We start from the raw sequence: 26,969 nt of genomic DNA on the forward strand, positions 1-26,969 counted from the left end.
CATTTGACGGGGATTTTACCAGTGCTAGCGTTGCGGAGCGCCCTTGTACACAGGCCATAGCCGCGCGCCTTTGGCCGCTCGATTTGCCCGGGATTGAAGCCATGAACGTCCCGTCGCTGCCCGCGTCCCTCTCCGAACCGGTATCCGCCGAGGGCGTCGTCGCCGCCGGCGCTTATGTCGACGGCCGCAGAGTTGCCAATATCGCCATCAGCGAGGCCTCGAGCTGGCGGGCCAAGCCCGGCCATGTCGTGTGGATCGGGCTGCACGAGCCCGACATGGCGCTGCTCGGCGCGGTGCAGAAGCAGTTCGATCTGCACGACCTCGCGATCGAGGACGCCAACCACGCCCATCAGCGGCCGAAGATCGAGCAATATGGCGAGGCCCTGTTCATCGTCGCGCGCACCGCGCAATTGATCGAGGGACGCATTGCCTTCGGCGAGACCCACATTTTCATCGGCGAAGGCTATCTGGTCTCGGTGCGCCACGGCGCTTCGACCTCCTATACTCCGGTGCGCGAGCGCTGCGAGAGCTGTCCGCGGGCGCTCGCGCGCGGCGAGGACTACATCCTCTATGCCATCCTCGATTTCATCGTCGACAATTACTCGCCCGTGCTGGAGAGCATCCACGACGAGATCGAAGGCATCGAGGACGACGTGCTCTCCAAGCAGATCAGCAAGGCGCAGATCGAGCGGCTCTACATGCTGCGCCGCGACCTGTTGCGGCTGAGGACCGCGATCGGCCCCCTGGTGGAGGTCTGCCGCCGGCTGGAGCATGACGACCTGTCGATGGTGCGGCAGGCCATGCAGCCGCTGTTCCGCGACGTCACCGACCACGTCCGCAACATCCAGGAGCGCATCGATTCCATGCGCGAGGTGCTGGCGTTTGCCTTCGAGGCAAGCCTTTTGGTCGGCCAGGCCCAGGAGACGGCGGTATCCAAGAAGCTCGCATCCTGGCTCGCCATCATCGCGGTCCCGACCGCGCTCGCCGGCATCTACGGCATGAACTTCAAGCACATGCCGGAGCTGGAATGGGAGTACGGCTACTTCATGCTGCTCGGCGTGATGCTGACGGCGTGTGGGTCGCTGTACTGGCGGTTTCGGCGGGCGGGGTGGCTGTGAGCGAACGGCACGGCACTCAGCGCTTTGATGGCGCCAGCACCAGCATCACCCCGATGGCATATTGCGCATAATTGTCGGAGCTGGCCTTCTCGGTGGCCGCCGAACTGATCAGGCTGGCCGCTCCTCGATCGCCGAACAGGTAGCCGCTGACCTGGTATTCCTTCGTGCCGTCAGGCTTCACCATCAGTCGCCGCGCTTTGAACAGGCGCGGCATCTTGGCGCCGCTGTCGCCGTCAATCCCGAGAATCGAGATTTTCTGGCCCGGCGTCCGCTGCTCCAGAGCCCTCACGATTTGCGTCTGCTCTTCGCGAAATTGCTCGAGCGTTATCGCGTTGCCTGGAGCATAGAACCGGTAGCTCACCTTGGATTGCGCACCGCACGAAGGCTGCTCGCAGAGGAACATGTGAACGTCGTCAGGCCTCAGTTCGTAGCGGAACCCGCTGACAGAGAATGGCGGGCCTCGCTCCGGCTGAGGTTTCGGGACCTGGGCGACAGCCGCGCCGCTCGCAAGGACCAACCCAGCGAGCAGCGACAACGAGAGAACGCAAAACCGCATCGGATCTGCCAGGGCCGCTTCGGTTGAAAGCTCGGCGCGGGTTGCGGATCACAGTCGTATCCGACGGATGCGCCGCGACGAAGATGGGAAAGAGATTGCGGTCCCGGCAAGACTGGGACCACGCGCCTCACCCGATCAGCTCGACCCGATAATTTTCGATCACGGTGTTCGCCAGCAGCTTGTCGGCGGCTTCCTTCAGCGCCGCCTCGGCCTTGGCCTTGTCGGCGCCGGCGAGCTCGATGTCGAACACCTTGCCCTGGCGGACGCTGGCGACGCCGTCGACGCCGAGCGACTTCAGCGCGCCTTCGATGGCCTTGCCTTGCGGATCGAGGATGCCCGTCTTCAGGGTAACGGTGACACGTGCCTTCACGTCGATAGCCCTCTTCAGCTCTTCACCAGCACCGGGCCGGTACCCTGGGGACGCTCGTTCTCCATGAGGATGCCGAGGCGCTTTGCGACTTCCGTATAGGCCTCGAGCAGACCGCCGAGGTCCCTGCGGAAACGATCCTTGTCGAGCTTCTCGTTCGACTTGATGTCCCACAGCCGGCAGCTGTCCGGCGAGATCTCGTCGGCGACGATGATGCGCATCATCTCGTTCTCGAACAGGCGCCCGCACTCCATCTTGAAGTCGACCAGGCGAATGCCGATGCCGAGGAAGAGGCCGGTGAGGAAGTCGTTGACGCGGATGGCGAGCGCCATGATGTCGTCGATCTCCTGCGGCGTCGCCCAGCCGAAGGCCGTGATGTGCTCTTCCGACACCATGGGGTCGTTGAGCTGGTCGTTCTTGTAGTAGAACTCGATGATCGAGCGGGGCAGCTGCGTGCCCTCCTCGATGCCGAGGCGCTGCGACAGCGAGCCGGCGGCGACGTTCCGCACCACCACCTCCAGCGGCACGATCTCGACCTCACGAATCAGCTGCTCGCGCATGTTGAGGCGGCGGATGAAATGGGTCGGCACCCCGATGTCGTTGAGGTGCTGAAACAGGTACTCCGAGATCCGGTTGTTGAGGACGCCCTTGCCCTCGATCACCTGATGCTTTTTCGCATTGAACGCGGTGGCGTCGTCCTTGAAGTGTTGGATCAGGGTACCGGGCTCGGGGCCTTCGTAAAGAACTTTTGCCTTGCCTTCATAAATGCGACGCCGACGGCTCATGGGGATGTACCGTGTTTTGTTGAAATCCATGAATTTGGTGTGCTCCGGTTGACTAGGATTACGACCCACAGCGGAGCTGCCGTGAACGGCCAGGAACCCATCTATAACCCGTTGGAAACAGAACGGGAACCAAGCCTTAGGCAACCTATCCGATTGGCTGTCCGAGCACAATCGATCCGGCCGTCCGGCACCAACTTATACCGTCTTGCCTGCGGCTTAACGGCCCGTTGTTTTGCCGATTCGTGCTATCTATGTAGGCATGCAGCCGGGTCGCCGCAACGGAAGGCTCCCGCTCCATTCAGCGAGGATTTGGAACAGGCATGAGCGAGTTCGATAAACGCCAGGAAGGCTTCGAGAAGAAGTACGCCCTCGACGAGGAGCAGAAGTTCAAGGCGGAGGCCCGCCGCAACCGGCTGCTCGGCCTGTGGGCAGCCGAGAAGCTCGGAATCACCGGTGATGCCGCCACCGCCTATGCCAAGGAGGTCGTCGCGGCCGATTTCGAGGAGGCCGGCGATGCCGACGTCCTGCGCAAGCTGACGGCCGATTTCGCCGCCAAGAACGTCGTCGTCACCGAGCAGGCGATTCGCGCCAAGATGAGCGAGTTGCTCGCAGTTGCCGCCGCCGAGGTGAAGGCGGGGAAATAAGCGCCCGCGCGTCTCCCCCACACACCGTCATTCCGGGGCGGCTCGCAGAGCCGAACCCGGAATCTCGAGATTCCGGATCGCCGCTGACGCGGCGTCCGGAATGACACCAAACCTCACCCCTCCTTGAAGCCGTACTCCGGCACGTTGCCGCTGGCGCCGTAATATTTATACGGCAGGAACTTGCCGCTCATGGTGATCTTGACGCGGTCGCCCTTGGGGTTGGCGACGCGCTCGATGCCCATGTCGAAGTCGATCGCCGACATGATGCCGTCGCCGAACTCCTCCTCGATCAGCGCCTTCCAGGCCGGACCGTTCACCATCACCATCTCGTAGAAGCGGTAGATCAGCGGGTCGGTCGGCGGCATCGGCGTGCCGGTGCCGCGCATCGGCACCTCGTTGAGCATCGCAACTTCCGCCTTCGACAGGCCGAACAGCTCGCCGGCATTGGCGGCCTGCGGTTTTGTCAGTTTCATCTGGCCCATGATCGCGCCGACGATCAGCACCTCGGAATAGCCGCCGATCTTTTCGCAGATGTGTTTCCAGCTCCAGCCCTTCTCGCGCTTGATGTCGAGCAGCTTCTCGGTGAGGTCTTCGCGTTTCATTAGGGTCTCCTCTTGGTTAGATGCCAGTGCGCCCGGGCCAAAGCGCGAAGCGCGTCCTCAAATAGAATGTCCCGGGCATCCACGTTCTTGGTCACGTCTCAGGAAGACGTGGATGGCCGGGACAAGCCCGGCCATGACGTTTCTCTGGGCGCTTCAGGCTTCGCATCGGATGCAATCGAAAGGCCGGGCTTGCCGATCTGCACCGTCGGCACGTTGCGCGGATCGTGATCCGGCTTTTCAGTGGTGAAGGTCTTGCTGCGCGTCACCAGGAAATCGATGATGTGGTTGCGCAGCGCGTAGTACAGCGGATGGCGGTGCAGGTCGGTGCGGCCGCGATCCCGCGGCAGCGGGTTCTCGACCACCTCCGCCAGCACCGCGCCGGGACCGTTGGTCATCAGGAAGATCTTGTCGGCGAGATAGATCGCCTCGTCGACGTCGTGGGTGATCATGAACGCGGTCTGCCCGGTCTCCAGGCAAATGCGCCGCACCTCGTCCTGCAGCGTGCCGCGCGTCAGCGCGTCCAAGGCCGAGAACGGCTCGTCCATCAGCATCATCTTCGGCGTGATCGACAGCGCCCGCGCGATGCCGACGCGCTGCTTCATGCCGCCCGACAGCTCCGAGGGACGCTTGTGCTCGGCACCGGAGAGCCCGACCAGATCGATGAACTTCTGCGCATGCGCCCTCACCTTGGCGCGGTCCCAGCTGCGCCATTTCGAGCTGACGGCATAGGCGACGTTGCCGAGCACCGTGCGCCAGGGCAGCAGCGCATGGCTCTGGAAGATCACGGCGCGGTCGAGGCTGGTGCCCGAGATCGCCTGACCGTCGACGATGACCGCGCCCTCGCTCGGCGCATCGAGCCCGGCGAGGATGTTGAGCACCGTGGTCTTGCCGCAGCCGGAATGGCCGATCACGCAACAAAACTCGCCGCGCGCCATCGAGAGCCAGAGGTTCTCGAAGATGGTGGTCGTCGCGCCGCCCGCGCCGGGATAGCGCTTGGCGATGCCTTCGATCGAGATGAACTTGTCGGCCATCGCCTCTACTCCGGAAACGTGACCATGCGCGTGAAGCGCGCGAGGATCTGGTCGAGCAGCATGCCGACGATCCCGATCAGGAGGATCGCGATGATGACGTTGGTGATCGACAAATTATTCCACTCGTTCCAGACGAAGTAGCCGATGCCGGTGCCGCCGACGAGCATCTCGGCAGCGACGATCACGAGCCAGGCGATGCCGATCGAGATGCGCATGCCGGTCAGGATGGTCGGGGCCGCTGCGGGCAGGATCACGGTGAAGGCGCGCCTGACGGTGCCAACCTCCAGCGTCCGCGCGACGTTGATCCATTCCTTGCGCACGGTTGCGACGCCGAACACCGTGTTGAGCAGCATCGGCCAGATCGAGCAGATGAAGATGACGAAGATCGCCGAGATCGAGGAATCCTTGATGGTGTAGAGCGCGAGCGGCATCCAGGCCAGCGGCGAGATCGGCTTCAAGACCTGGATGAACGGATCGAGCGCCTTGCTCAAGAGCGGCGACATGCCGATCAGAAAGCCGAGCGGGATCGCCACCAGCACGGCCAGCAGATAGCCGGTGCCGACGCGCGCAATGGAATAGCCGAGCTGGATGCCGAGCCCCTTGTCGTTCGGCCCGTTGTCGTAGAACGGCCGCTTCAGATGCTCCCAGAGTTTTGCACCGACATCGAGCGGCCCGGGCATTGCCGATTTGCCCTGCGTCGCCGTGAGCCCCATCAGCTTGGCGTATTCCGGGCTCATCGTCGTCACCTGCGCGGTCGAGCGCGTGGCGAGATGCCAGATGCCGAGAAAAGCGGCGAGCAGCACGAGGGAGACGAGGCCCGCGCGAAGGCGGAGGGAGGTGGTCATCATGGATATCCCCGGTATCGTGTCCCGGGCGCGGCGCAGCGCGAAGCGATGCGACGCAGAACCGGGACCCAGGCGGCACGACTCGGTCCCGGCCCTGCGAAGCAGCACTGCGTGCTGCATCGCGTCCGCGACACAAGAGTGCCCCTCATCACGACGCCTTCTTGATCTTGAAGCTCGCGACGTAGTCCTCCGGCTTGGCCGGATCGAAAGTCTTGCCCATCACCGCGAACGACTTGTAGGCACTCGCCGGCGGCGACAGGCCCATCTCGGTCATCAGCTTCTTGGTATCGGTCGCCAGATACACCTGCTCGGCCACCGCCTTGTAGTCGACGTCGCCCTTGATCTGGCCCCAGCGCTTCATCTGCGTCAGCATCCACACCGCGAAGGACTGCCAGGGGAACGGATCGAAATCGACGCGCTTGGGATCGGTCTTCACCCCGCCGAGGCCGTCGGCATAGGTGCCGGTCAGGACCTGCTCCAGCACGGTAACAGGCGCGTTGATGTAGTTCGCCGGCGCGATCGCCTCCGCGATCTGCTTGCGGTTCTCCGCCTTCGACGCGTAGGCGGTGGCATCGACGATCGCCCGCGTCAGCGCCGCGAAGCTGTTCGGCGCTGACGTGATGAAGTCGCGGCTCGCGGCAAAGCTGCAGCAGGGATGACCGTCCCAGATCTCCTTGGAGAGCAGATGCATGAAGCCGACGCCGTCATAGATCGCGCGCTGGCAGATATTGTCCGGCGCGAGGAAGCCGTCGATATTGTCGGCACGCAGGTTCGCGACCATCTCCGGCGGCGGCACCGAGCGCAGCTGCACGTCGGTATCGGGATCGAGACCGTGCTCGGCGAGGTAATAGCGCAAGAGGTAATTGTGCATGGAATAGTCGAAGGGGATGGCGAATTTCAGCCCCTTCCAGTCCTTCGGATCGCGCTTGTCCTTGTGCTTGGTGGCCAGCACGATGCCCTGCCCGTTGATGTTCTCGATTGCAGGCACGGCAAAGGGAATCGCGTTGGCGCCAAGGCCGAGCGAGATCGCGATAGGCATCGGGGCCAGCATGTGCGCGGCGTCGTATTCCTTGTTGATGGTCTTGTCGCGGATCACGGCCCAGCCGGCGGTCTTCACCACTTCGACGTTGAGGCCGTGCTTGGCATAGAAGCCCATCGGCGCGGCCATGATGATCGGCGTTGCGCAGGTGATCGGGATGAAGCCGACCTTGAGGTCCTTCTTCTCGGGCGCGCCGGCTTGCGCGAACACTTCGGTCGCCGTCTTCAGCGGGAAGAATTGCGACAGCGCCGCGAGCGCCGTCGAGGCGCCGACCGACTTCAGGAATGCGCGCCGCGCCACGTCCTGCGGAAACATCGCGCGCATCAATGTGGAGGCGACCACGCCCTCGTAACGCTTCTCTTCGTTTGCGACCGGCTCGCAATGCAGCGCCGTCGCCTGCTCGTGCTCAGCTGCGGAACGATGCTGGCCGCAAACACAGCCGGCTCGAAGGTTGCGATCGGGATCAAACGGATTGTCGAACGTGGACATCGGCCCTCCTGCGCGTCAATGCGAGGAGCAATTACGCAAGGAGCATGCCACCGCCCCGCTAGCGGCCAGTGCCTTGACGACGCAGCACTTTCGTCCGCGCTTGGCCGCTACGAAAACTCGTGATAAACGAGATTTCGTAGTTCAATTACGAGATTTCGCAATGGCAACGACGCCAATGCCCGTCCACGACGATGTGCCCCCCGTCATCGACCCGCGCATCGCGGCCTTCGAATCCTCGGTCGAGGCGATGCTGCTGGTCGATCCCTATGGCGACCAGATCGTCGATGCCAATCCCGCCGCCTGCGCCCTGCTCGGTTACGACCGCGCTTTGCTGCGGCAGACCAGGGCCAGCACGCTCCACGCCGGCGAGCTTGCCGCTCTCACCGTCTTCACCCAGGCCGTGCTGCACAAGGGCGCCTACTGGACCACGGCGCTCAATCCCCGCCACGCGACCGGGCAAGATCTCGAGCTCGAATATGCCGGCTGCCTGCTGCCGCATGACGGCCGCACGCTGCTGCTGCTGACGCTGACCGATCTCGAAGCCCGCCGCCGGCGCAATGTCGATGCCGCCGCCGAAGACCATATGCGCGGCGGCATCTCGACCTGGCAGCGGGTCGAGCGCGTGTTCCAGGACATCGAGCGCGAGAACCAGTTGATCCTGCGCGCCGCCGGCGAAGGCATCTATGGCGTCAACGCCGAAGGCAAGACCACCTTCGTCAACCCCGCGGCCGAGCGCATGCTGGGCTGGACCGCCGAGGAGCTGGTCGGCAAGGAGATCCACCCGATCGTCCACCACACCCACCACGACGGCCGGCACTATCACAACCACGATTGCCCCATCTATGCGGCGTTCCGCGACGGCGCCGTGCATCAGGTCGACGGCGAGGTGTTTTGGCGCAAGGACGGCTCGCCCGCCTGGGTCGAGTACACCTCGACGCCGATCCGCGACCGCGGCGTCGTGGTCGGCGCCGTCGTGGTGTTTCGCGACGTCAGCCAGCGCCGCGAGGCCGCCGAGAAGCTGCACGCGGCGCTTGCCGAGGTCGACCGTCTGCGCGAGCGGCTCGAGCTGGAGAACGCCTATCTCCAGGAGGAAATCCGCATCGAGACCAACCCGCGCGGCATCATCGGGGGCAGCGAGGCGATCCAGAAGACGCTGCGCCAGGTCAAGCTGGTGGCGCCGACCACCGCGGCGGTGATGATCACCGGCGAATCCGGCACCGGCAAGGAGCTGATCGCGCGCGCCATCCACGAGGATTCCACCCGCAGCGACCGGCCGCTGATCCGCGTCAACTGTGCCGCGATCCCGCGCGAATTGTTCGAGAGCGAGTTCTTCGGCCATGTCCGCGGCGCCTTCACCGGCGCAACGCGCGACCGCATCGGCCGCTTCGAGCTCGCCGACGGCGGCACGCTGTTCCTCGACGAGGTCGGCGAGATTCCGCTCGAGCTGCAAGGCAAGCTGCTTCGCGTCTTGCAGGAAGGCCATTTCGAGCGCGTCGGCGAGGCGCGCACCCGCGCCGTCGACGTCCGCGTCATCGCCGCGACCAATCGCGATCTCAAGCAGGAGGTCCAGCGCGGCCGCTTTCGCGAGGACCTCTATTTCCGTCTCAACGTGTTTCCGATCGAGACCGTCCCGTTGCGCGAACGCCGCGAGGACATTCCCCTGCTCGCGCAGCATTTCTTGACGCGGGAGAGCAAGGCGCTGAAATCGAACCTGCGTCTGTCGGAGGGCGATGCGCGGCGGCTGACCCGCTACGACTGGCCCGGCAATGTCCGCGAACTGCAGAACGTGATCGAGCGCGCCGCGATCCTGTCGCAGAACGGCCGCCTGCGCATCGACCTGCCGGATACTTCAGGCGCACAAGCGCCGAGCGGCGCCGCCCGCCAGAAGGCCGACGCGCGCCCTGCAATCATGACGTCATCCGAAATGCGCGACCACGAGCGCGCTAATATTCTCGCCGCGCTCGAGGCCTGCGCCGGAAAAGTCTTCGGCCCCGGCGGCGCCGCCGAGATCCTCGACATCAAGCCGACCACGCTCGCCTCGCGGATCAAGGCGCTGGGACTTACGCCTCGTCCGCGAGCCGTGTGATCGTCACGCCGCCTTGGTCGTCACGTCAGCTGCGATCGGCAGCCCCTGCTCGATCGGCAGCGACGGATCACGCGACCATTCGTTCCAGGAGCCGAAATACATCCGCACGTCCTTCACGCCGGCGTTCTTGAGCGCCAGGAACGTGTTCGAGGCGCGCGCGCCCTTGAAGCAGTAGAGATAGACCGGCGTGGTCTGCGAGATGCCGACGGTGGCGCATTCCGCCAGAATCTCGTCCTTGGACTTGAAGCGCGGGCCTTCGGCGGTCGGCTTCATCATCCGATACCATTCCAGCCACACCGCGCCCGGAATGCGGCCCTTGCGCGGGCAAAAATCCTTGCCGTACGGCGACGAGCTGTCGCCGATCCACTCGTCGACGTCGCGGACGTCGAGGATCGCGATGCCCGGCTTGCCGACGGCGGCGAGCATGGTCTTGGCGTCGATCAGGATCTCGCCCGCTTCAGGCACGATCGAGAAAGAGGCCTTCTCAGGTGTGGGAACATCCTTGGTCACCGGGAAGCCCGCGGCCGACCAGGCGTCGAAGCCGCCATGCAGCACCTTCACCTTGGGATAGCCGAGCATGGTGAGCAGGTAATAGCCGCGGCAGGACTGGCCGAAGCCGGAGTTCATCGACTGCTCGTAGACCACAGCGGTCTCCTTGCCCGAAAGGCCGGCAGCGCCGAACGCATCGGCGAATTTCGTCTTGAGCTCGGCCATGCCTTCCGGCGTCGAGGTCGCGAGGAACGTAAAGATCTCGTGCACGTTCACGGCGCCCGGCAGGTGGCCGGCGGCATAAGCATCGGGATTGCGGGTGTCGATGACGACACACGGCTCGGTCTTCAAGAGATCGGCGAGTTCGACGGCAGTGATCAGAACGTCAGTCATGGCAGCCTCTCCGTTGAGGTTGGTGGGTGGACTCGTAGAACTCCGGGGCTTGGAACTCAGAAATCGGCGAGCATCTTGCGCAGCTGCTTGGTGGCCGGCGTGACGATCGCGACGAAATAGGCCTCGCGCAGGCGCCGCTGCGCGCGGTGGCTCTTGAGGTAGCCGCGGGCACCACAATGCAGCATCGCCGCATGCGCCGCCGCGACACTGGCTTCGCCGGCGCGCAGCCGCAGCGCGATCACCTTGCGCCAATAGGTCTCTTCCTCGTTGTAAGGATCGCGCGCCAGCGCCATGGTCTCGGCCTCGAGCTCGGCGGCGAGCTCGCGGAAATGCACCGGCTGCTGCGGCAAATAGCGGTTGATATGGCCGAGGGGATTGTCGACCTCGTCCATGATGTTGATGCAGTCCTTGATCACCCCCAGCGCCATGCCGGCCTGCAGCAGGATGAAGCCGGCGCGGATCTTCTTGACAAAGGGCGCGGCGGGATCGGCGAGGATCAGCTCATCGGGCACGAAAGCGTCGCGGAACTGCACGCCATAGGTGCCTGTGCCGTCCATGGCGAGGAACGGCTTGCAGGGCGTCAGCGTGATCGAGGGGTCAGAGCAATCGGCCAGGAACATGACAGTGCCGGGCTCGTCCTCGCGCTCGAAGATCGTGCCGAAGAAATGATCGGGACCAAGATTGGAGACCCAGGGTAGCGCACCGCGCACGATGTAGCCGCCCTCGACCTTGCGGCCCTTCAGCTTGAGCTTCTCGATGCCGAAGAAGCTCTTCATGGGGTTGGAGAGCCCGGTGCCGCCGAGCACGCGACCGGTCGAGAAGGCATCGCCGAAGCGCTTTGCGAGCTTCACATTGGTGGAATTCGCCGCGTACCAGACCAGCGTGTTCTGGCACCAGGCCATGAAGGCCGTGGCACCGCAGACCTCGCCGATTGCCGCCATCGCCTGGATCGCGCAGCGCAGATCGGCGGGGCCTTCGTGCGGTACATGACTGCCCCACGCCCCGACCGCGCCGAACTTGCGCAGCACCTCGGCCGGATAGACCGATCCGTCGTCGATGCCGGCTGCGAGCGGCGCGAGCTCTTCGCGCGCGATCCGCGCCACCTCGCCCGCAATGGACGGTGCGGGCTGATCCAGAACTTCGGCCATCGATAAAGCCAGTGAACCCATGATCGTCTCCCGCACCCTGTCCTGATTGCCGCCTGCTAGATGCCGACCTCGAGATTGACCGGCCGGGTGAAGGTGTTGGCGACCGGCGACCATTTCTTCACATGGGCCACCAGCGCATTGATCTCGTCCGCCGAGATGCCCTCGCATTCCATGTCGACCTTGACGCGGACATCGGTGAAGCCGACCGGCTTGTCGGAGGTGTCGCCGGTGCCCCAGACCGCGGTGATGTTGAGATCGCCTTCGAGCTCGAGCTCGAGCTTGTTGACGATCCAGCCGCGGTGCACGGCGTTGGCGTGCAGGCCGACGGCGAGGCACGAGCCCAGCGCGGCGAGCGAGGCTTCGGACGGATTGGGCGCGGTGTCGTCGCCCAAAAGCCCCGGCGGCTCGTCGACAATGTAGGGCGGCAGGTTGCGGATATAGTTGGCGTGGCGGAACTTGCCCTCCGCGACCGTCTTGCACTTCAAGGTCTTGATGACCTTCGGATTTGCCTTGCCGTTGGCAATCAGTTGCTCGAGCCCGTTCTTGTCGATGGGCGCGAGGCACCCCGTCAGCACTGTCTTCTGAACGACGGCAGTCATCAATCTTCTCCCTGGCAGAAGTGGAAATCGGCAGGATACCGAACGGTCTGTTTCCTTGCATGGAGCGTGCCAGAGCCTGCGAAAAACAAAAGGCGAGGCTTTGGAGCCGCTTAAGCCTCCGTGCCTACGGATTGATCGGGCGGTCCTTGCTCAAACGCGATGCAGACCGGCCAGGCTTTGCGAATCTTTTCAGCGCCAAACAGATGCGGCTTGCTGATGCGGCACGGCTGCGGGTAAGTTTGAGTCCATGGCAAAGACGTCATCGAGAAAGAATTCGCCCCCCGCCGCTGCCGGCGACGACGAATCCGCACGCGGTCGCCTTCTCAACGCGGCGACGCATCTGTTCTGCAAGAACGGCATCAACGCCACCGGCATCGATGCGATCATCGAGGAGGCCGGTACCGCCAAGACCACGCTCTACAAATTGTTCGGCTCAAAGACCAACCTCGTCAACGCGGTGCTGGAGAGCGAAGGCAAGCAATGGCGCGAATGGTTCATCGGCGCCATGGAGCAAGGCGGCGGCGATGCGCAGGCGAAACTCACCCGCATCTTCCCCGCACTGAAGAGCTGGTTCGCGGAAGAGCGCTTCTACGGCTGCCCCTTCATCAACGCCGTCGGCGAGCACGACAAGGACGCAAAGCAGTTCCGCAACATCGCACTGAAGCACAAGAAGATCGTGCTCGGCCATATCGAGAAGCTCGCCGGCGAGCTGGGATCGGCCGAGCCCGCGGTGCTCGCGCACCAGCTCGGCCTCATCATCGACGGCGCCATCGTCGCCGCGATGATCTCGCGCGACCCGGGCGTCGCGGATACAGCAGCCCTCACCGCAGGCCCCCTGCTCGGCCAGGCCAAGGCGAAGAAGAAGCGCGCGGCGGAGCAGCTCGAGGCGGTGTGAGCACCGCCCAGGGCGTGGCCCGGTAACCGCCCGAGCGCAGCGGCTTCGAGGGCGTTTCCGGAATTAGCATTTCGCTCGCCTCGCCATTCACCGGCTTGACGTGAAGTCTCAGCTGCTCGTCACCTGGCGAACGGGAGGCGGCTTCCAGGTCCCATTGATGATCGAAGGCGACTTCTCGTTGGGCCAGTACATCCGCAACATCAGCACGAACTTGCCCGCGGGCGTAGGAAGCCAGTTGCTCTCCTTGTCAGGACCGGGACTGTCCTTCTGAATGTAGAGATCGACCGAACCGTCCGGATTGACTTTCAGTTTCTGGCGGGCACTGATCGATTGGCGGTTGATCGGATTGGCGACGAAGAAATAGTTCTCGTCATACATCGTGAGCGACCAGAAGCCGCCGACCGGAGGAAGCTGCCCCTTCGGAAACCGCATGACGTATTTGTTGCTGCCGACATACTCCTTCCCGTCGGCATCCTTCTGGGATGTCGGATAGCACGCATCCTGAATACGGTTGGCGCCGAGTCCGATGGCCGTGACCAACGCGCGGTTGAGATAGTTGGTGCCGTAGATGCCGGCTTCGGCGTCGAAGGCCCAGCCGTTGATGTTCCTGATCGCCTTGTTGACCTTGAACTGGAGCATGATGCGATCGAACGCCACCTGCGGGACCCGCTTGGCGAAGGCAGCGTCGAACTTGCCCGCATCGAAATCCTTGCCGGGGACAAGGCCGATCTTCGCGAACCTAGCGACCTCGGCCGCATCCGCGGCAGCCGGCGGATTGTGCTTCATCAATTGCGCGAGGAGGGTGAAATAGGCAACGGCATCCAGGCGGTTGACCTGCTCTCGGACCGCCGTCTTCATGTCGATCGACGCATCGACCTTGCCTGCCGGAGGCGTATAGGACTTGTCGTATGCGCTGAGCGGCACGAGCTTGAACTGATCCTGCGCGGCGTGCACAGCCGCATAATCCTCCGGCGTGCCGGTGCAGTAGATGCGGCCCAGTATCCACACCATGCTGGTAGGTGATTTGTATTCCTTCACGCCGGCGGGAAGCACGCCCTTCCAGCCCGGACCAGTGATCGCGTATGTCTGCGCCTTGGTGCCGGTGGTGCGCTTGCCCGGCACTTGAAACACATTGGTCCAGCCGTCGAGCATCGGAAACAGGAAATAACGGTCCTTCATATCCGGCATGCTCAGGACCCAGGGCTCGTCTCCCAGGTCGATCCAGGCGGTCGTGTAGAGCGTATCGGCATTGGGGGCGGTAACGTCCCTGAAGCTCGCATCGGGGTATTTGCGAAGCTTGACGAACTCCCCCATCGGTCCGCGGGTGCCTTCCACCGCCGCAACGTTTGTCATGACGCGGCGCGTCATTTCCATCGTCACAAGCGGGTAGCCGAAGATATAGGCGTCCTGGGCGAGCCAGAAATCCTCTCCGCCCTCCAGGGCCCTGACGACAGGACCATCAAACTCGGCGCGTGCTGCTCGGGAAATCACAAGCGCCGACACGGCGGAGCTGAAGGCGGCAAGTGCTTGGCGACGGCTGATTGACATATCGAACCCTCCCTGCTGCGCTCAAAAGCGTAGGGGGCGAGGTTTCCCGTTGTTTGATATGCATCAAGGAAATGCACGGCTTGCGCCAAGCACCGTCGCTTAAAGCATGATCCGGAAAAGTGCGAAGCGGTTTTCCGGAAAAATCATTGGTAAACAACAACCTAAGCGCGAAGACGATTCCAAACTTCATCGCGCTTTATACGCGTTCTGTCACCCGCTCGCTCGTAGCGCACCAAGCTCCAAGTCGGCAGCGGGCTTCTCGATGAACGTCTTGGGGCAACCTGCTGCAGCCTGCTCGAACAGCTTCAACACCTCTTCTCTGGAGCCGCTCTGCAGTGCGCGCTCCGCAGCATAGAAATTTGCCTCGCAGACCTGCCCCTCTCTTTTCACCGGGTCGGCGTCCTCGGCAACGCTGAGCACCTGCTCCGGCGTCATCGTGCCAAGGAACAGATTGACGACCGGCGCGAGCCATTTCGTCGCGTCCAGCTGCTGTGCAGCCTCGCTCAGCCGGCTCGGCTTGTCACTACGCCTGGCAACAATCTCGCGCCATATGACCGGATAGGCACCTTTCGGAACGCTCAAGCGACTCCATTGTCATCCTCTGCAGCAAGGGTGGGCAAAGGCGCCTAGCGCCGTGGCCACGACTTCTGTTGGCCTCATCTCTCAAGCTGGCGGGCGCTTCCGCTTTGCCACCCTATGCGATTGGCGTGATCTACGCGCCCTGCCCCAACATCCCGGCAAGCCTCACCAGCTCCGCCTCCAGATCACGCTCCACGTCCACTGCCCGAATGTCGAGCACGCGATAATCCCGCGCTTCCAGCCAGCTCCGCCGTCCCGCGCGGTCGGCGGCGATCGCTTCCCCCTCGCCCGGGTTGACCAGCTCGATCGCGATCCGGTGCGGGAACGAGACGAAGTCCGGGATGTGGCGCCCCACCGGGGTCTGGCGCTTGAATTGGCCGGCGAAGCGGCGATCACGCGTCAGCGCCTGCCAGAGCAAGCGTTCGGCGTCGGTCGGGTTGCGGCGGAGCAGGCGGGCAAGGCCGCGCACGGTCGAGCCGCTGTCGGGGACGCCGCCGCCCTGCCCGTGCTCGGCCAGCAGCGCGCGCAGGCGCGTGGCCTGCTCGCCGTCGAGCACGCCGCCCTTGGCCGGACCCTTGCGTCCCTCGGCGATCGCCATGATCACGCCGTGCAGCGTGTGCATGTCCTGCTTGGTCGGCTCCATCCGGGTGAAGATGTTGCGCAGGTTCACCAGCATGGTGTCGCGCTTCTCGGCCGGGCGCAGGAATTCGACCTTGTCGAGCTCGCGCACGAGGTTGTCGAAGAAGGCCTGCATCTGGTGCTGCGAGGCGCGCTCGGACCGTTCCGGCATGACGTGCGGCAGCTCGCCCGACGTGGCCCGCTTGAACCATTCGTAGCCGACCAGCAGCACGGCCTGGGCGAGATTGAGCGAGGCAAAGCCCGGATTGACCGGGAAGGTGATGATGCGGTTGGAGAGCCCGACCTCCTCGTTGGTCAGCCCCCAGCGCTCGCGGCCGAACAGGATGCCGGCCCTGCCGCCGGTCGTGACGTGCCCCGCGATCTCGGCCGCTGCGGCCTCCGGCGCGACCACGGGCTTGGCCTGGTCGTGGGGGCGTGCGGTGGTGGCGAACAGGAGGTCGAGATCGGCGACCGCCTCTTCCACCGTGGCGAACAATTCGACCTTTTCCAGGATGTGGTCGGCGCCGGCCGCGGCCCGCTGCGCCGCGACGTTGGGCCAGCCGTCCCGGGGGTTGACGATGCGCAAGCGGCCAAGCGCAAAATTGCCCATGGCGCGCGCGGCCATGCCGATGTTCTCGCCGAGCTGCGGCTCGACCAGGATCACGATGGGACCGTCGAGGGAAAGGCCGGCCTTGCTCTTGTCAGTCCCCGACATCTCGCTTCGCTTTCACACTTTGTCTCAAGGCCTTGGCAGGGCCGACTCAGGAATTGATTCAAGCGGCCCCAGGACCGGCCCGCCTCGCGGCCTGTCGTTTGCCTGTCCTGAGGAAATTCTCAAGGGAAATAACGGCTTGGATTCGACTTTTGACCCTCGTCCGAATCCGCAGATCCGGTCCTGCGGCGGGGTGGCTCCCCGCCCCCCGCCTGCGGAAGCTGGATGAGCTAAAAGTGCATAATCCCTTGGCTTTCGCCCGCCGCGCGGCGGTGCTAAGAGGCGGCGGATATTCCAGCTGGCGCGCCGAATGCGCCGTTCCCAAGAGGCTTCCCCGATCATGGCAAAAATCAAGGTATCCAATCCCGTCGTCGAGCTCGATGGCGACGAGATGACCCGGATCATCTGGCAGTACATCAAGGACAAGCTGATCAACCCGTTCCTGGATGTCGAGCTGCTCTATTTCGACCTGGGCATGGAATACCGCGACCACACCAATGATCAGGTGACGATCGACGCGGCCGAGGCGATCAAGAAGGTCGGCGTCGGCGTCAAATGCGCCACCATCACCCCCGATGAAGCCCGGGTGAAGGAGTTCAATCTCAAGCAGATGTGGAAGTCGCCGAACGGCACCATCCGCAACATCCTCGGCGGCGTGATCTTCCGCGAGCCGATCATCTGCAAGAACGTGCCGCGTCTGGTTCCGGGCTGGACCAAGCCGATCATCATCGGCCGTCACGCCTATGGCGACCAGTACCGCGCCACCGACATCAAGTTCCCGGGCAAGGGCACCCTCTCGCTGAAGTTCGTCGGCGAGGACGGCACCGTGATCGAGAAGGAAGTGTTCAAGGCCCCCGGCGCCGGCGTCGCCATGGAGATGTACAATCTCGACGACTCCATCATCGACTTCGCCCGCGCCTCCTTCAATTACGGCCTGCTCCGCAACTACCCGGTCTACCTGTCGACCAAGAACACGATCCTCAAGGTCTATGACGGCCGCTTCAAGGACATCTTCCAGGAGACCTTCGACAAGGAGTTCAAGAAGGACTTCGACGCCAAGGGCCTGACCTACGAGCACCGCCTGATCGACGACATGGTGGCCTCGGCGCTGAAATGGTCCGGCGGCTATGTCTGGGCCTGCAAGAACTACGACGGCGACGTGCAGTCCGACACGGTCGCGCAGGGCTACGGCTCGCTCGGCCTGATGACCTCGGTGCTGCTCACCCCCGACGGCAAGACCGTCGAGGCGGAAGCTGCCCACGGCACGGTGACTCGCCATTACCGCGAGCACCAGAAGGGCAAGGAGACCTCGACCAACTCGATCGCCTCGATCTTCGCCTGGACCCGTGGCCTCGCCCACCGCGCCAAGCTCGACAACAACGCCGAGCTCGCCAAGTTCGCGAGCACGCTGGAGAAGGTCTGCGTCGACACCGTCGAGGCCGGCTACATGACCAAGGACCTCGCGCTCCTGGTCGGCGCCGACCAGCGCTGGCTCTCGACCACCGGCTTCCTCGACAAGGTCGCCGAGAACCTGACGAAAGAGCTGGCGTAAGCCGCCGGCAATTCCGCCCGTCCGGGCCGGACATCATCACGGGCCGCGCCTCAAAGCGCGGCCCGTTTGCTTTTCAGGCCGCTCAGCGCTCCGTGCCTTCCTTCTCCGCCTGCGCAAGCTCGGCGAGCGCGAGGTCGCCGGTATCGGCGAGGCGCGCCTTGGCGGTCTCGTGGACGTGATCGGCGAGCGTTGGCATGCGCGCGATCAACGCGTGAAAATCCTGGGCGTCGAGCACGAGCAGCCGCGTCTTGCGCGTCGCCGTCACCGTGCCGCTGCGTTTTGTCTTATGCAGCAGCGCGATCTCGCCGAAGAAGGTGCCGTCGGCAAGGCGCACATGCTGGTTCGGCAGCGCGATCTCGACCTCGCCGGCGGTGATGAAATACATCGACGAGGCGACGTCGCCCCGCCGCACCAGGATCTCGCCCTGCTCGATGGTGCGCGCCCTGAGCAGGCGCATGATGTCGGCGATCTCCGCGGCGGAGAGGTGCGAGAACAGCGGCACCCGCGCCAGCATGCCCCAGGTGACGACGAAATCGCGCCGCTTCACCTCTTCGGCGAAGGCGGTCGAGATGATGGCGACCGGCAGCGCGATCATGGCAAACCCTGAGATGATCGCGAAGGCCGAGACGAACTTGCCGAGCGGCGTCACCGGCACGACGTCGCCATAGCCGACCGTGCCGAGCGTCACGATCGCCCACCACATCGCCTGCGGAATGGTGCCGAGCTTTTCGGGCTGCACGTCGCGCTCGATGGCGTAGAGCAGCGAGGCGAAGGTCAGGACCGCGCCGATCAGGATCACGATGCAGCCGATCAGCGCGCGCCGCTCGGCATGCACGGCGGCGAGCAGCGAACGCATCGCCGGCGAATAGCGGATCAGCTTGAAGAACGGCAGCACGCCGAGCGCGGCCAGCGTCGCGTGCCGACCGGTCGCGAGCACGATCGCAGCCGGCAGGAACGCCACGAGATCGATGATGCCGAGCGCCGAGAGGGCATAGGCCAGCCGGTCGGACAGCGCCGATCCCTTGCGCTGGGTGTGACCCGCCACCGTCCACAGCCGCGCCAGATATTCGAGCGCGAACACGATGACGGCGAGGACGGCGATCGCGCTGAACAGCGCGCCGAACCGCGCGTCGAGCTCCGGCACCGAGGCGAGGATCATCGCGGCGACATTGAGCACGATGACGCCGATGATGAGCCGGATGAAGCGCGACCCGACCGAATAAGCCAAGGGGTCGTGCTCCAGCAAATCGTAGAGGCGATCCCTCAGGTCCGGATCGCGAAGCCCACGTCCGCGCGGAACGAGGCCCATGGCGGCGGCCTTACGCGCCCGCCATCGCTTTTTCGATCGCGCTCAAGGCCTCGGAGGCCTTGGCGCCATCGGGGCCGCCTGCCTGGGCCATGTCGGGCCGGCCGCCGCCGCCCTTGCCGCCGAGCGCCTCGGAGGCGATGCGCACGAGATTCACAGCGTTGAAGCGCGCGGTGAGGTCCTGGGTGACGCCGACCACAATTCCGGCCTTGCCGTCTTCGGTGACGCCGACGATGGCGACCACGCCCGAGCCGATCTGCTTCTTGCCGTCATCGGCAAGGCTCTTGAGATCCTTCATCTCGATGCCTTCCACGGCGCGCGCCATCAGCTTGACGCCGCCGGCCTCGCGCACGCCCGACGCTGCGCCGTTGCCGGCGGCGGCGCCGCCGCCCATCGCCAGCTTCTTGCGGGCGTCGGAGAGCTCGCGCTCGAGCTTCTTGCGTTCCTCCATCAGCGCCGAGATGCGCGCCGGCACGTCGTCGAGCGAGGTGCGCAGCTCGTTCGCCGCAACCTTTGCCAGCGCCATGGTGTCGTTGGCATGTTTTCGCGCGTAGTTGCCCGTCAGCGCCTCGATGCGGCGCACGCCGGAGGCGACTGCGCTTTCGCTCGTGACCGTGATCAGTCCGATATCGCCGGTGCGCTTCACATGGGTGCCGCCGCAGAGCTCGACCGACCAGCCGAGCGCGTTGGCGCCTCGCTCGCGCGCGGTCCTGCCCATCGAGACGACGCGGACCTCGTCGCCGTATTTCTCGCCGAACAGCGCGCGCGCCCCGGCCTCGCGGGCCTCATCCACGCCCATGACGCGCGTGGTGACCTCGTCGTTCTCCAGCACCACGTCGTTGGCGATGTCCTCGACGCGGGCGAGCTCCTCGGCCGTGATCGGCTTCGGATGCACGAAGTCGAAGCGCAGCCGGTCCGGCGCAACCATCGAGCCGCGCTGGGCAATGTGATCGCCGAGCACCTGGCGCAGCGCCTCGTGGATGATGTGGGTCGCCGAGTGATGGGCGCGGATGGTCGAGCGCCTGGAATGATCGACCTCGAGCTGCAGCGCCGTGCCGAGCTTCACTTCGCCACTCTCGACCGTGCCGATATGGACGAAGAGATCGCCGAGCTTCTTCTGCGTGTCGGTGACGCGGACCTTGATGCCGCCCTCGCCCGAGAGCGCGCCGGTGTCGCCGACCTGGCCGCCGGACTCCGCATAAAACGGCGTCTGGTTCAGCACGATCGCGCCCGTCTCGCCGGCCTTGAGGCTCGTGACCTCGGCGCCGTCCTTCACCAGCGCCGAGACCACGCCCTCGGCGCTCTCGGTCTCGTAGCCCAGGAATTCGGTGGCTCCGAGCTTTTCGCGCAGCGGGAACCAGATCGCCTCGGAGGCCGCCTCGCCCGAGCCCTTCCAGGACTCGCGCGCCTTGGCCTTCTGACGCTCCATCGCGTCGGTGAACGCCGCCTGGTCGACGCCGATGCCGCGCGACTTCAGCGCGTCCTGCGTCAGGTCGAGCGGGAAACCGTAGGTGTCGTACAGCGTGAAGGCGACGTCGCCGTCGAACATGTCGCCTTTCTTCAAGGAAGCGCTCTTCTCGTCCAGGATCGCCAAGCCGCGCGAAAGAGTCTTGCGGAAGCGGGTCTCTTCCAGCCGCAGCGTTTCCTCGATCAGCTTTTCCGCGCGCATCAATTCCGGATAGGCCTGGCCCATCTCGCGCACCAGCGCCCAGACCAGCCGGTGCATCAGCGGCTCCTTGGCACCCAAGAGCTGCGCATGGCGCATCGCGCGGCGCATGATCCGGCGCAGCACATAGCCGCGGCCCTCGTTCGAGGGCAGCACGCCATCGGAGACCAGGAAGGCGGAGGAGCGCAAGTGATCGGCGATGACGCGGAACGAGGCGACGTTCTGCTCGTTCGGGCCGCTGCCGAGCGCGGACGAGGTCGCGTCGATCAGGTTCTTGAACAGGTCGGTCTCGAACACGCTCTCGACGCCCTGGAGGATGCAGGCCATGCGCTCCAGGCCCATGCCGGTGTCGATCGAGGGACGCGGCAGATTAACGCGCTCCTCCTTCGTCACCTGCTCGTATTGCATGAACACGAGATTCCAGAATTCGAGGAAGCGGTCGCCGTCCTCTTCCGGCGAGCCGGGAGGGCCGCCCCAGATGTGCTCGCCGCGGTCGATGAAGATCTCCGAGCACGGGCCGCACGGCCCGGTGTCGCCCATCGCCCAGAAATTGTCCGAGGTCGGGATGCGGATGATGCGGTCCTCGGAGAAGCCCGCGATCTTCTTCCAGAGCCCTGCCGCCTCGTCGTCGGTGTGATAGACCGTGACGAGCAGCTTGTCCTTCTTCAGCCCGAACTCGGTCGTGATCAGCTTCCAGGCGAGCTCGATCGCGCGCTCCTTGAAGTAGTCGCCGAACGAGAAATTGCCGAGCATCTCGAAGAAGGTGAGATGGCGTGCGGTGTAGCCGACATTGTCGAGGTCGTTGTGTTTGCCGCCGGCGCGCACGCATTTCTGCGAGGTGGTGGCGCGCTGATAGGGCCGCTTCTCGACGCCGGTGAAGACGTTCTTGAACTGCACCATGCCGGCATTGGTGAACATCAAGGTCGGGTCGTTGCGCGGCACGAGCGGCGAGGACGGCACGATCTCGTGGCCGTTCTCGGCAAAGAAGTTCAGAAAGGTCGACCTGATCTCGTTGACGCCGCTCATGTTCATCCAATCGGGTATGCTTGGGCCCGCTTTTCGCGGTCCAAACCGGACCGTTAAGGCTGATATCTGCGGGCCAAAGCGCTTTTAGACAAGGCCAGCTTCGCTGTCCAGAAACTGTGCAAGGAGATCAGAGGGTTGCCGCAGGCGCGCAATCTCGTTGGATAGGGCGCGCGGACGCGTTGACAGGCTTGGCTCCCCTGTGGTCTCTACCCATCTGTATCGTACGGCCACGTCGGGAGAGACCGGCTACCAATTAGCCGGCGCCGAAGGAGCAACCGCCCCGGAAACTCTCAGGCAAAAGGACCGCGTGGCTTTGACAGCATCTGGAAAGAGGCGCCGACGGGCTTAAGACCCGGACAGCGTCCGCCGACGGGATAATACTCTCAGGCACAGCGACAGATGGGGCTTCGACTGGTGTCCATCGGGGAATCCTCCCCGGGGAACCGCCGAGGGCCCTCAAGATGCTAGCGCACGATCAAGACTCCCTGAAACGTACCCCCCTCTACGACCTCCATATGTCCTTAGGCGGCAAGATGGTGCCGTTCGCGGGCTATGACATGCCCGTGCAGTACCCCGCGGGCGTCTTGAAGGAGCACGTCCATACCCGCACCAAAGCGGGCCTGTTCGACGTCTCCCACATGGGCCAGCTCGCGCTCCGGCCGAAATCCGGCAATGTGGAGGACGCTGCCCGCGCGCTGGAGCGGCTGGTGCCGCAGGATATCGTGGCGATCGCCGCGGGGCGGCAGCGCTATGCCCAGTTCACCAATGACGACGGCGGCATTCTCGACGACCTCATGGTCGCCAATTTCGGCGATCACCTGTTCCTGGTCGTCAACGCCGCCTGCAAGGCCGAGGACGAGGCGCATCTGCGCGGCAACCTGTCCGACGCCTGCGTGATCGAGCAGCTTGCCGACCGCGCGCTGATCGCGTTGCAGGGCCCGAAGGCGGAAGCTGTGCTGGCGAAATTCTGTGCAGACGCGCCGGCCATGAAATTCATGGACGCCGGCCCGCATGAGGTCGCAGGCATCAAGTGCTTCGTCTCGCGCTCCGGCTACACCGGCGAGGACGGTTTCGAGATCTCGGTTCCATCCGGCGATGCCGAACGCCTCGCAAAAATGCTGCTGGAAAATTCCGACGTGCTCCCGATTGGCCTCGGGGCCCGCGACAGCCTGCGGCTGGAAGCCGGGCTCTGCCTGTACGGCCACGACATCGACACCTCCACCACGCCAGTCGAGGCCGCGCTGGAATGGTCGGTGCAGAAAAGCCGCCGCACCGGCGGGACGCGCGCCGGCGGCTTTCCCGGCGCTGCGAAGATCCTCGCGCATTTCGATGGCGGCGCATCCCGCCGCCGCGTCGGCTTGCGCGCCGAGGGCCGCGCGCCGGTGCGCGAGGGCGCGCTGCTGTTTGCGAATGACGCGGGCGGCGAGCCGATCGGACAGGTCACCTCGGGCGGCTTCGGCCCCAGCCTAAGCGCGCCGGTCGCGATGGGCTACGTGCCCACCGCGTCGAGCGCGCTCGGCACAAAGCTTTTCGCCGAGGTGCGCGGCCAACGGCTGCCCTTGCAGGTCGCGGCCATGCCCTTCGTCAAGAACACCTACAAACGCTGAGGATTCGAAATGACCACGACGCTGTACACCTCCGATCACGAATGGCTGGCGATCGACGGCGATGTCGCCACTGTCGGCATCACCGATTACGCCCAGCAGCAGCTCGGCGACGTCGTGTTCGTCGAACTGCCCAAGGTCGGGCGGAGCTTGAAGAAGGCCGAAGCCGCCGCCGTCGTCGAGTCCGTCAAGGCGGCCTCCGATGTCTACGCGCCGATCTCGGGTGAAGTGCTCGAGGCCAACGCCGAGCTCGCATCCGAGCCGGCGCTGGTGAACTCGGACGCGCAGGGCAAGGCCTGGTTCTTCAAGATCAGGATTGCCGACAGAAGCGAGCTCGGCGGCCTCATGGATGAAGCTGCCTACAAGGCGCATACGGCTTAAATACGATGGAGCAAGCGATGACCGCGCACCGCAAGTCCAACGGCGACGCCGCCGCCAGTTTCGTACGCCGCCACATCGGCCCCTCGGCGCGCGATGTCACCGCGATGCTCGAGGCCGTCGGTGCGAAAAGCGTCGATGCACTGATGGCGGAGACGCTGCCGGCCTCGATCCGGCAGGCCTCCCCGCTCGATCTCGGCAAGCCGCTCAGCGAAGCCGAGGCGATCGCGCATATGGCCGAGCTCGCAGGCCAGAACCAGGTCTTCACCTCGCTGATCGGCCAGGGCTATTCAGGCACCATCCTGCCCGCGGTGATCCAGCGCAACATCCTGGAGAACCCGGCCTGGTACACGGCCTATACGCCCTACCAGCCGGAGATCAGCCAGGGCCGGCTGGAAGCGCTGCTCAACTTCCAGACCATGATCTGCGACCTCACCGGGCTCGACGTCGCCAACGCCTCGCTGCTCGACGAGGCCACCGCGGCGGCCGAAGCCATGGCGCTCGCCGAGCGCCACTCGCAGGTCAAGGCGAAGGCGTTCTTCGTCGACAAGGACGTGCATCCGCAGACGCTGGCGGTGATGCGCACCCGTGCCGAGCCCCTGGGGTGGACTCTCGTCGTCGGCGATCCCCTCACCGATCTCGACAAATCGGACGTGCTCGGCGCTCTGCTGCAATACCCCGGTTCTTCCGGCGCGTTGCGCGACCTCAGGCCCGCGATATCAGCGCTGAAGGCCAAGGGCGCGCTCGCGATTCTGGCCGCGGACCTCCTGGCGCTGACGCTGCTCGCCTCGCCCGGCGAGTTAGGAGCCGACATCGCCATCGGCTCGGCCCAGCGCTTCGGCGTGCCGATGGGCTATGGCGGGCCGCACGCCGCCTATATGGCGGTGCGCGATGCGCTGAAGCGTTCGCTGCCCGGCCGCATCGTCGGCCTCTCCGTCGATTCCCGCGGAATGCCGGCCTATCGCCTCGCGCTGCAGACCCGCGAGCAGCACATCCGCCGCGAGAAGGCGACCTCCAACATCTGCACCGCGCAGGTGCTGCTCGCCGTGATCGCCTCGATGTATGCGGTCTATCACGGCCCCGAGGGCCTCATCCAGATCGCGCGCAACGTGCATCGCCGCGCCGCCGTGCTCGCGACCGGCTTGCGCAAGCTCGGCTTTGCGCCTGCGAGCGACAGCTTCTTCGACACGCTCAGCGTCGATGCCGGCGGCAAGCGCGAGGAGATCGTCGCGCGCGCTTTGGCCGAGAAGATCAATCTCGGAATCGGCGATACCGCGCTGCGCATCGCGCTCGACGAGACCACGACGCCTGCGACGGTCGAAGCGGTCTGGCGCGCCTTCGGCGGCAAGCTTGCCTATGCCGAGATCGACGCCGAGACGCGCGAGGCGCTGCCGGACGAATTGAAGCGCGCTACGGCCTTCCTGACCCATCCCGTCTTCCATGCGCATCGCTCGGAGACCGAGATGCTGCGCTACATGCGCAAGCTCAGTGACCGCGACCTCGCGCTCGACCGCGCCATGATCCCGCTGGGATCCTGCACCATGAAGCTGAACGCGACCACCGAGATGATGCCGCTGACCTGGCCGGAATTCGGCTCGCTGCATCCGTTCGCCCCGCGCGAGCAGGCGAGAGGCTATCACGCGCTGTTTGCGCGGCTGGAAAAATGGCTGTGCGACATCACTGGCTATGACGCGATCTCGCTGCAGCCGAATTCGGGCGCGCAGGGCGAATATGCCGGGCTGCTCGCGATCCGTGGCTACCACGCCGCGCGCGGACAGGGCCATCGCAAGATCTGCCTGATCCCCTCCTCCGCCCACGGCACCAATCCGGCCTCGGCCGCGATGGTCGGCATGGACGTGGTGGTTGTGGCTTGCGAGAAGAACGGCGACGTCGATGTCAATGATCTCCGCGCCAAGGCGGAGAAGCATGCGAACGATCTCGCCGCAATCATGATCACCTATCCCTCGACCCACGGCGTGTTCGAGGAGCACATCCGCGACATCTGCGACATCATGCATGGCCATGGCGGCCAGGTGTATCTGGACGGCGCCAACCTCAACGCGCAGGTTGGCCTCTCCAGGCCCGGCGATTACGGCGCCGACGTCAGCCATCTCAACCTGCACAAGACCTTCTGCATCCCGCATGGCGGCGGCGGCCCCGGCATGGGCCCGATCGGCGTCAAGGCGCATCTTGCGCCGTTCCTGCCGGGTCATCCGATGACGAATGCTGAAGCGCCGGTCGGCCCGGTCTCGGCCGCGCCGTTCGGGTCGGCTTCGATCCTCACCATCTCCTACATCTACATCCTGATGATGGGCGGCGAAGGCCTGAAGCGCGCCACCGAGATCGCGATCCTCAACGCCAATTACATCGCAGCAAGGCTCGATCCGCACTTCCCGGTGCTCTACAAGAACGAGAAGGGCCGCGTCGCGCATGAGTGCATCGTCGATCCCCGCCCGCTGAAGACGACGAGTGGCGTCACCGTCGACGACATCGCAAAACGCCTGATCGATTACGGCTTCCACGCCCCGACCATGAGCTTCCCGGTGCCGGGCACGCTGATGATCGAGCCGACCGAATCGGAATCCAAGGCCGAGCTGGATCGTTTTTGCGACGCCATGATCGCGATCCGTAAGGAGATCGCCGAGGTCGAGGCCGGCCGCTTCAAGATCGAGGCTTCGCCGCTGCGTCATGCCCCGCACACCGTGCACGACATCGCCGATGACGATTGGAAGCGCGCCTATACCCGCAGCGAGGGTTGCTTCCCCGACGGCGTCTCGCGCACGGACAAATATTGGTGCCCCGTGGGCCGCGTCGACAACGTCTACGGCGACCGCAACCTGGTGTGCTCCTGCCCGCCGGTGAGCGATTACGCAGAAGCTGCGGAGTGAGGTTTC

The 26,969-nt window shown here is 64.8% G+C and carries 23 protein-coding genes and 1 riboswitch; of the genes, 8 read left to right on the forward strand and 15 right to left on the reverse strand.

Going from position 1 to position 26,969, the window contains the following annotated elements:
- Positions 1 to 101 precede the first annotated feature (101 nt).
- A complete protein-coding gene (locus P0R31_RS14215) occupies positions 102 to 1,118 on the forward strand; it encodes a magnesium and cobalt transport protein CorA (RefSeq protein ID WP_275514607.1) in 1,017 nt (338 codons plus the stop codon).
- Between the two features lie 16 nt (positions 1,119 to 1,134).
- On the opposite strand, the gene P0R31_RS14220 is transcribed toward P0R31_RS14215, so the two are convergent.
- The 3 genes from P0R31_RS14220 to purC all read right to left on the reverse strand — a co-directional run bounded on the left by P0R31_RS14220 (position 1,135) and on the right by purC (position 2,826).
- The gene (locus P0R31_RS14220) at positions 1,135 to 1,521 is read right to left on the reverse strand and encodes a hypothetical protein (protein WP_275514608.1); all 387 of its coding nucleotides are present in this window, start codon (positions 1,519 to 1,521) and stop codon (positions 1,135 to 1,137) included.
- 280 nt (positions 1,522 to 1,801) lie between these two features.
- The gene (purS, locus tag P0R31_RS14225; RefSeq protein ID WP_063682443.1) at positions 1,802 to 2,044 is read right to left on the reverse strand and encodes a phosphoribosylformylglycinamidine synthase subunit PurS; all 243 of its coding nucleotides are present in this window, start codon (positions 2,042 to 2,044) and stop codon (positions 1,802 to 1,804) included.
- A gap of 14 nt (positions 2,045 to 2,058) precedes the next feature.
- On the reverse strand, positions 2,059 to 2,826 hold the full coding sequence (purC, locus tag P0R31_RS14230) for a phosphoribosylaminoimidazolesuccinocarboxamide synthase (protein WP_172782948.1): 768 nt from the start codon (positions 2,824 to 2,826) through the stop codon (positions 2,059 to 2,061).
- Positions 2,827 to 3,146: 320 nt separating this feature from the next.
- Between purC and P0R31_RS14235 the strand changes: the two genes are divergently transcribed.
- Complete coding sequence (locus tag P0R31_RS14235) at positions 3,147 to 3,470, forward strand: DUF1476 domain-containing protein (protein WP_057029475.1); 324 nt, start codon at positions 3,147 to 3,149, stop codon at positions 3,468 to 3,470.
- A gap of 113 nt (positions 3,471 to 3,583) precedes the next feature.
- Here the strand turns inward: P0R31_RS14235 and cynS are convergent, their stop codons facing one another.
- The 4 genes from cynS to P0R31_RS14255 all read right to left on the reverse strand — a co-directional run bounded on the left by cynS (position 3,584) and on the right by P0R31_RS14255 (position 7,476).
- A complete protein-coding gene (gene cynS, locus P0R31_RS14240; protein WP_275514609.1) occupies positions 3,584 to 4,072 on the reverse strand; it encodes a cyanase in 489 nt (162 codons plus the stop codon).
- 98 nt (positions 4,073 to 4,170) lie between these two features.
- Complete coding sequence (locus tag P0R31_RS14245) at positions 4,171 to 5,103, reverse strand: ABC transporter ATP-binding protein (RefSeq protein WP_275514610.1); 933 nt, start codon at positions 5,101 to 5,103, stop codon at positions 4,171 to 4,173.
- A 5-nt stretch (positions 5,104 to 5,108) separates the two neighbouring features.
- Entirely contained in the window at positions 5,109 to 5,948 is an 840-nt protein-coding gene (gene ntrB / locus P0R31_RS14250) for a nitrate ABC transporter permease (protein ID WP_275514611.1), read from the reverse strand.
- Positions 5,949 to 6,096: 148 nt separating this feature from the next.
- The gene (locus P0R31_RS14255) at positions 6,097 to 7,476 is read right to left on the reverse strand and encodes a CmpA/NrtA family ABC transporter substrate-binding protein (RefSeq protein ID WP_275514612.1); all 1,380 of its coding nucleotides are present in this window, start codon (positions 7,474 to 7,476) and stop codon (positions 6,097 to 6,099) included.
- Between the two features lie 160 nt (positions 7,477 to 7,636).
- On the opposite strand from P0R31_RS14255, the gene P0R31_RS14260 reads away from it, so the two are divergent.
- The gene (locus P0R31_RS14260; RefSeq protein WP_275514613.1) at positions 7,637 to 9,562 is read left to right on the forward strand and encodes a sigma 54-interacting transcriptional regulator; all 1,926 of its coding nucleotides are present in this window, start codon (positions 7,637 to 7,639) and stop codon (positions 9,560 to 9,562) included.
- Positions 9,563 to 9,565: 3 nt separating this feature from the next.
- Here P0R31_RS14260 and P0R31_RS14265 read toward each other — a convergent pair whose 3' ends face one another.
- Genes P0R31_RS14265 through P0R31_RS14275 form a run of 3 tightly spaced genes read right to left on the reverse strand, consistent with a single transcriptional unit; the run spans position 9,566 to position 12,191 of the window.
- On the reverse strand, positions 9,566 to 10,444 hold the full coding sequence (locus P0R31_RS14265) for a sulfurtransferase (protein WP_275514614.1): 879 nt from the start codon (positions 10,442 to 10,444) through the stop codon (positions 9,566 to 9,568).
- A gap of 56 nt (positions 10,445 to 10,500) precedes the next feature.
- Complete coding sequence (locus P0R31_RS14270; RefSeq protein WP_275514615.1) at positions 10,501 to 11,613, reverse strand: acyl-CoA/acyl-ACP dehydrogenase; 1,113 nt, start codon at positions 11,611 to 11,613, stop codon at positions 10,501 to 10,503.
- Between the two features lie 35 nt (positions 11,614 to 11,648).
- The gene (locus tag P0R31_RS14275) at positions 11,649 to 12,191 is read right to left on the reverse strand and encodes an OsmC family protein (protein WP_275514616.1); all 543 of its coding nucleotides are present in this window, start codon (positions 12,189 to 12,191) and stop codon (positions 11,649 to 11,651) included.
- A gap of 247 nt (positions 12,192 to 12,438) precedes the next feature.
- Here P0R31_RS14275 and P0R31_RS14280 point away from each other — a divergent pair, with 247 nt between their 5' ends.
- On the forward strand, positions 12,439 to 13,086 hold the full coding sequence (locus tag P0R31_RS14280; protein ID WP_275514617.1) for a TetR/AcrR family transcriptional regulator: 648 nt from the start codon (positions 12,439 to 12,441) through the stop codon (positions 13,084 to 13,086).
- 108 nt (positions 13,087 to 13,194) lie between these two features.
- On the opposite strand, the gene P0R31_RS14285 is transcribed toward P0R31_RS14280, so the two are convergent.
- The 3 genes from P0R31_RS14285 to P0R31_RS14295 form a co-directional block, all read right to left on the reverse strand.
- Complete coding sequence (locus P0R31_RS14285) at positions 13,195 to 14,634, reverse strand: DUF1254 domain-containing protein (protein ID WP_275514618.1); 1,440 nt, start codon at positions 14,632 to 14,634, stop codon at positions 13,195 to 13,197.
- Positions 14,635 to 14,844: 210 nt separating this feature from the next.
- Complete coding sequence (locus P0R31_RS14290) at positions 14,845 to 15,216, reverse strand: hypothetical protein (RefSeq protein ID WP_275514619.1); 372 nt, start codon at positions 15,214 to 15,216, stop codon at positions 14,845 to 14,847.
- A 130-nt stretch (positions 15,217 to 15,346) separates the two neighbouring features.
- Positions 15,347 to 16,546, reverse strand: coding sequence for a TrmJ/YjtD family RNA methyltransferase (locus P0R31_RS14295; RefSeq protein WP_275514620.1), 1,200 nt, complete (start codon positions 16,544 to 16,546; stop codon positions 15,347 to 15,349).
- Positions 16,547 to 16,883: 337 nt separating this feature from the next.
- On the opposite strand from P0R31_RS14295, the gene P0R31_RS14300 reads away from it, so the two are divergent.
- On the forward strand, positions 16,884 to 18,095 hold the full coding sequence (locus P0R31_RS14300) for an NADP-dependent isocitrate dehydrogenase (protein ID WP_275514621.1): 1,212 nt from the start codon (positions 16,884 to 16,886) through the stop codon (positions 18,093 to 18,095).
- A gap of 82 nt (positions 18,096 to 18,177) precedes the next feature.
- Here P0R31_RS14300 and P0R31_RS14305 read toward each other — a convergent pair whose 3' ends face one another.
- Positions 18,178 to 19,404, reverse strand: a complete 1,227-nt coding sequence (locus tag P0R31_RS14305; protein WP_275514622.1) for a cyclic nucleotide-gated ion channel — start codon at positions 19,402 to 19,404, stop codon at positions 18,178 to 18,180.
- Between the two features lie 10 nt (positions 19,405 to 19,414).
- Positions 19,415 to 22,093 (reverse strand): alanine--tRNA ligase, encoded by a 2,679-nt coding sequence (gene alaS / locus P0R31_RS14310; RefSeq protein ID WP_275514623.1) that lies wholly within the window; start codon positions 22,091 to 22,093, stop codon positions 19,415 to 19,417.
- A gap of 223 nt (positions 22,094 to 22,316) precedes the next feature.
- Positions 22,317 to 22,408: riboswitch (glycine riboswitch) on the forward strand.
- Positions 22,409 to 22,554: 146 nt separating this feature from the next.
- Between alaS and gcvT the strand changes: the two genes are divergently transcribed.
- Genes gcvT through gcvP form a run of 3 tightly spaced genes read left to right on the forward strand, consistent with a single transcriptional unit; the run spans position 22,555 to position 26,963 of the window.
- Positions 22,555 to 23,700 carry a glycine cleavage system aminomethyltransferase GcvT gene (gcvT, locus tag P0R31_RS14315; protein WP_275514624.1) on the forward strand — a complete coding sequence of 382 codons (1,146 nt, stop codon included), beginning with the start codon at positions 22,555 to 22,557 and terminating at the stop codon, positions 23,698 to 23,700.
- Between the two features lie 9 nt (positions 23,701 to 23,709).
- Complete coding sequence (gcvH, locus tag P0R31_RS14320) at positions 23,710 to 24,078, forward strand: glycine cleavage system protein GcvH (protein ID WP_275514625.1); 369 nt, start codon at positions 23,710 to 23,712, stop codon at positions 24,076 to 24,078.
- A gap of 17 nt (positions 24,079 to 24,095) precedes the next feature.
- Positions 24,096 to 26,963 carry an aminomethyl-transferring glycine dehydrogenase gene (gcvP, locus tag P0R31_RS14325; RefSeq protein WP_275514626.1) on the forward strand — a complete coding sequence of 956 codons (2,868 nt, stop codon included), beginning with the start codon at positions 24,096 to 24,098 and terminating at the stop codon, positions 26,961 to 26,963.
- Positions 26,964 to 26,969 lie beyond the last annotated feature (6 nt).

This window comes from Bradyrhizobium yuanmingense (assembly GCF_029167105.1).
Classification (GTDB): Bacteria; Pseudomonadota; Alphaproteobacteria; order Rhizobiales; family Xanthobacteraceae; genus Bradyrhizobium; species Bradyrhizobium yuanmingense_A.

Bases quoted from the DNA above. Each gene is read 5' to 3' on its own strand.
- P0R31_RS14215 (WP_275514607.1), top strand. From the start codon at position 102: ATGAACGTCCCGTCGCTGCCCGCGTCCCTCTCCGAACCGGTATCCGCC.
- P0R31_RS14220 (WP_275514608.1), bottom strand. From the start codon at position 1,521: ATGTTCCTCTGCGAGCAGCCTTCGTGCGGTGCGCAATCCAAGGTGAGC.
- purC (WP_172782948.1), bottom strand. From the start codon at position 2,826: ATGAGCCGTCGGCGTCGCATTTATGAAGGCAAGGCAAAAGTTCTTTAC.
- P0R31_RS14235 (WP_057029475.1), top strand. From the start codon at position 3,147: ATGAGCGAGTTCGATAAACGCCAGGAAGGCTTCGAGAAGAAGTACGCC.
- cynS (WP_275514609.1), bottom strand. From the start codon at position 4,072: ATGAAACGCGAAGACCTCACCGAGAAGCTGCTCGACATCAAGCGCGAG.
- P0R31_RS14245 (WP_275514610.1), bottom strand. From the start codon at position 5,103: ATGGCCGACAAGTTCATCTCGATCGAAGGCATCGCCAAGCGCTATCCC.
- ntrB (WP_275514611.1), bottom strand. From the start codon at position 5,948: ATGACCACCTCCCTCCGCCTTCGCGCGGGCCTCGTCTCCCTCGTGCTG.
- P0R31_RS14255 (WP_275514612.1), bottom strand. From the start codon at position 7,476: ATGTCCACGTTCGACAATCCGTTTGATCCCGATCGCAACCTTCGAGCC.
- P0R31_RS14260 (WP_275514613.1), top strand. From the start codon at position 7,637: ATGGCAACGACGCCAATGCCCGTCCACGACGATGTGCCCCCCGTCATC.
- P0R31_RS14265 (WP_275514614.1), bottom strand. From the start codon at position 10,444: ATGACTGACGTTCTGATCACTGCCGTCGAACTCGCCGATCTCTTGAAG.
- P0R31_RS14270 (WP_275514615.1), bottom strand. From the start codon at position 11,613: ATGGGTTCACTGGCTTTATCGATGGCCGAAGTTCTGGATCAGCCCGCA.
- P0R31_RS14275 (WP_275514616.1), bottom strand. From the start codon at position 12,191: ATGACTGCCGTCGTTCAGAAGACAGTGCTGACGGGGTGCCTCGCGCCC.
- P0R31_RS14280 (WP_275514617.1), top strand. From the start codon at position 12,439: ATGGCAAAGACGTCATCGAGAAAGAATTCGCCCCCCGCCGCTGCCGGC.
- P0R31_RS14285 (WP_275514618.1), bottom strand. From the start codon at position 14,634: ATGTCAATCAGCCGTCGCCAAGCACTTGCCGCCTTCAGCTCCGCCGTG.
- P0R31_RS14295 (WP_275514620.1), bottom strand. From the start codon at position 16,546: ATGTCGGGGACTGACAAGAGCAAGGCCGGCCTTTCCCTCGACGGTCCC.
- P0R31_RS14300 (WP_275514621.1), top strand. From the start codon at position 16,884: ATGGCAAAAATCAAGGTATCCAATCCCGTCGTCGAGCTCGATGGCGAC.
- P0R31_RS14305 (WP_275514622.1), bottom strand. From the start codon at position 19,404: ATGGGCCTCGTTCCGCGCGGACGTGGGCTTCGCGATCCGGACCTGAGG.
- alaS (WP_275514623.1), bottom strand. From the start codon at position 22,093: ATGAGCGGCGTCAACGAGATCAGGTCGACCTTTCTGAACTTCTTTGCC.
- gcvT (WP_275514624.1), top strand. From the start codon at position 22,555: ATGCTAGCGCACGATCAAGACTCCCTGAAACGTACCCCCCTCTACGAC.
- gcvH (WP_275514625.1), top strand. From the start codon at position 23,710: ATGACCACGACGCTGTACACCTCCGATCACGAATGGCTGGCGATCGAC.
- gcvP (WP_275514626.1), top strand. From the start codon at position 24,096: ATGACCGCGCACCGCAAGTCCAACGGCGACGCCGCCGCCAGTTTCGTA.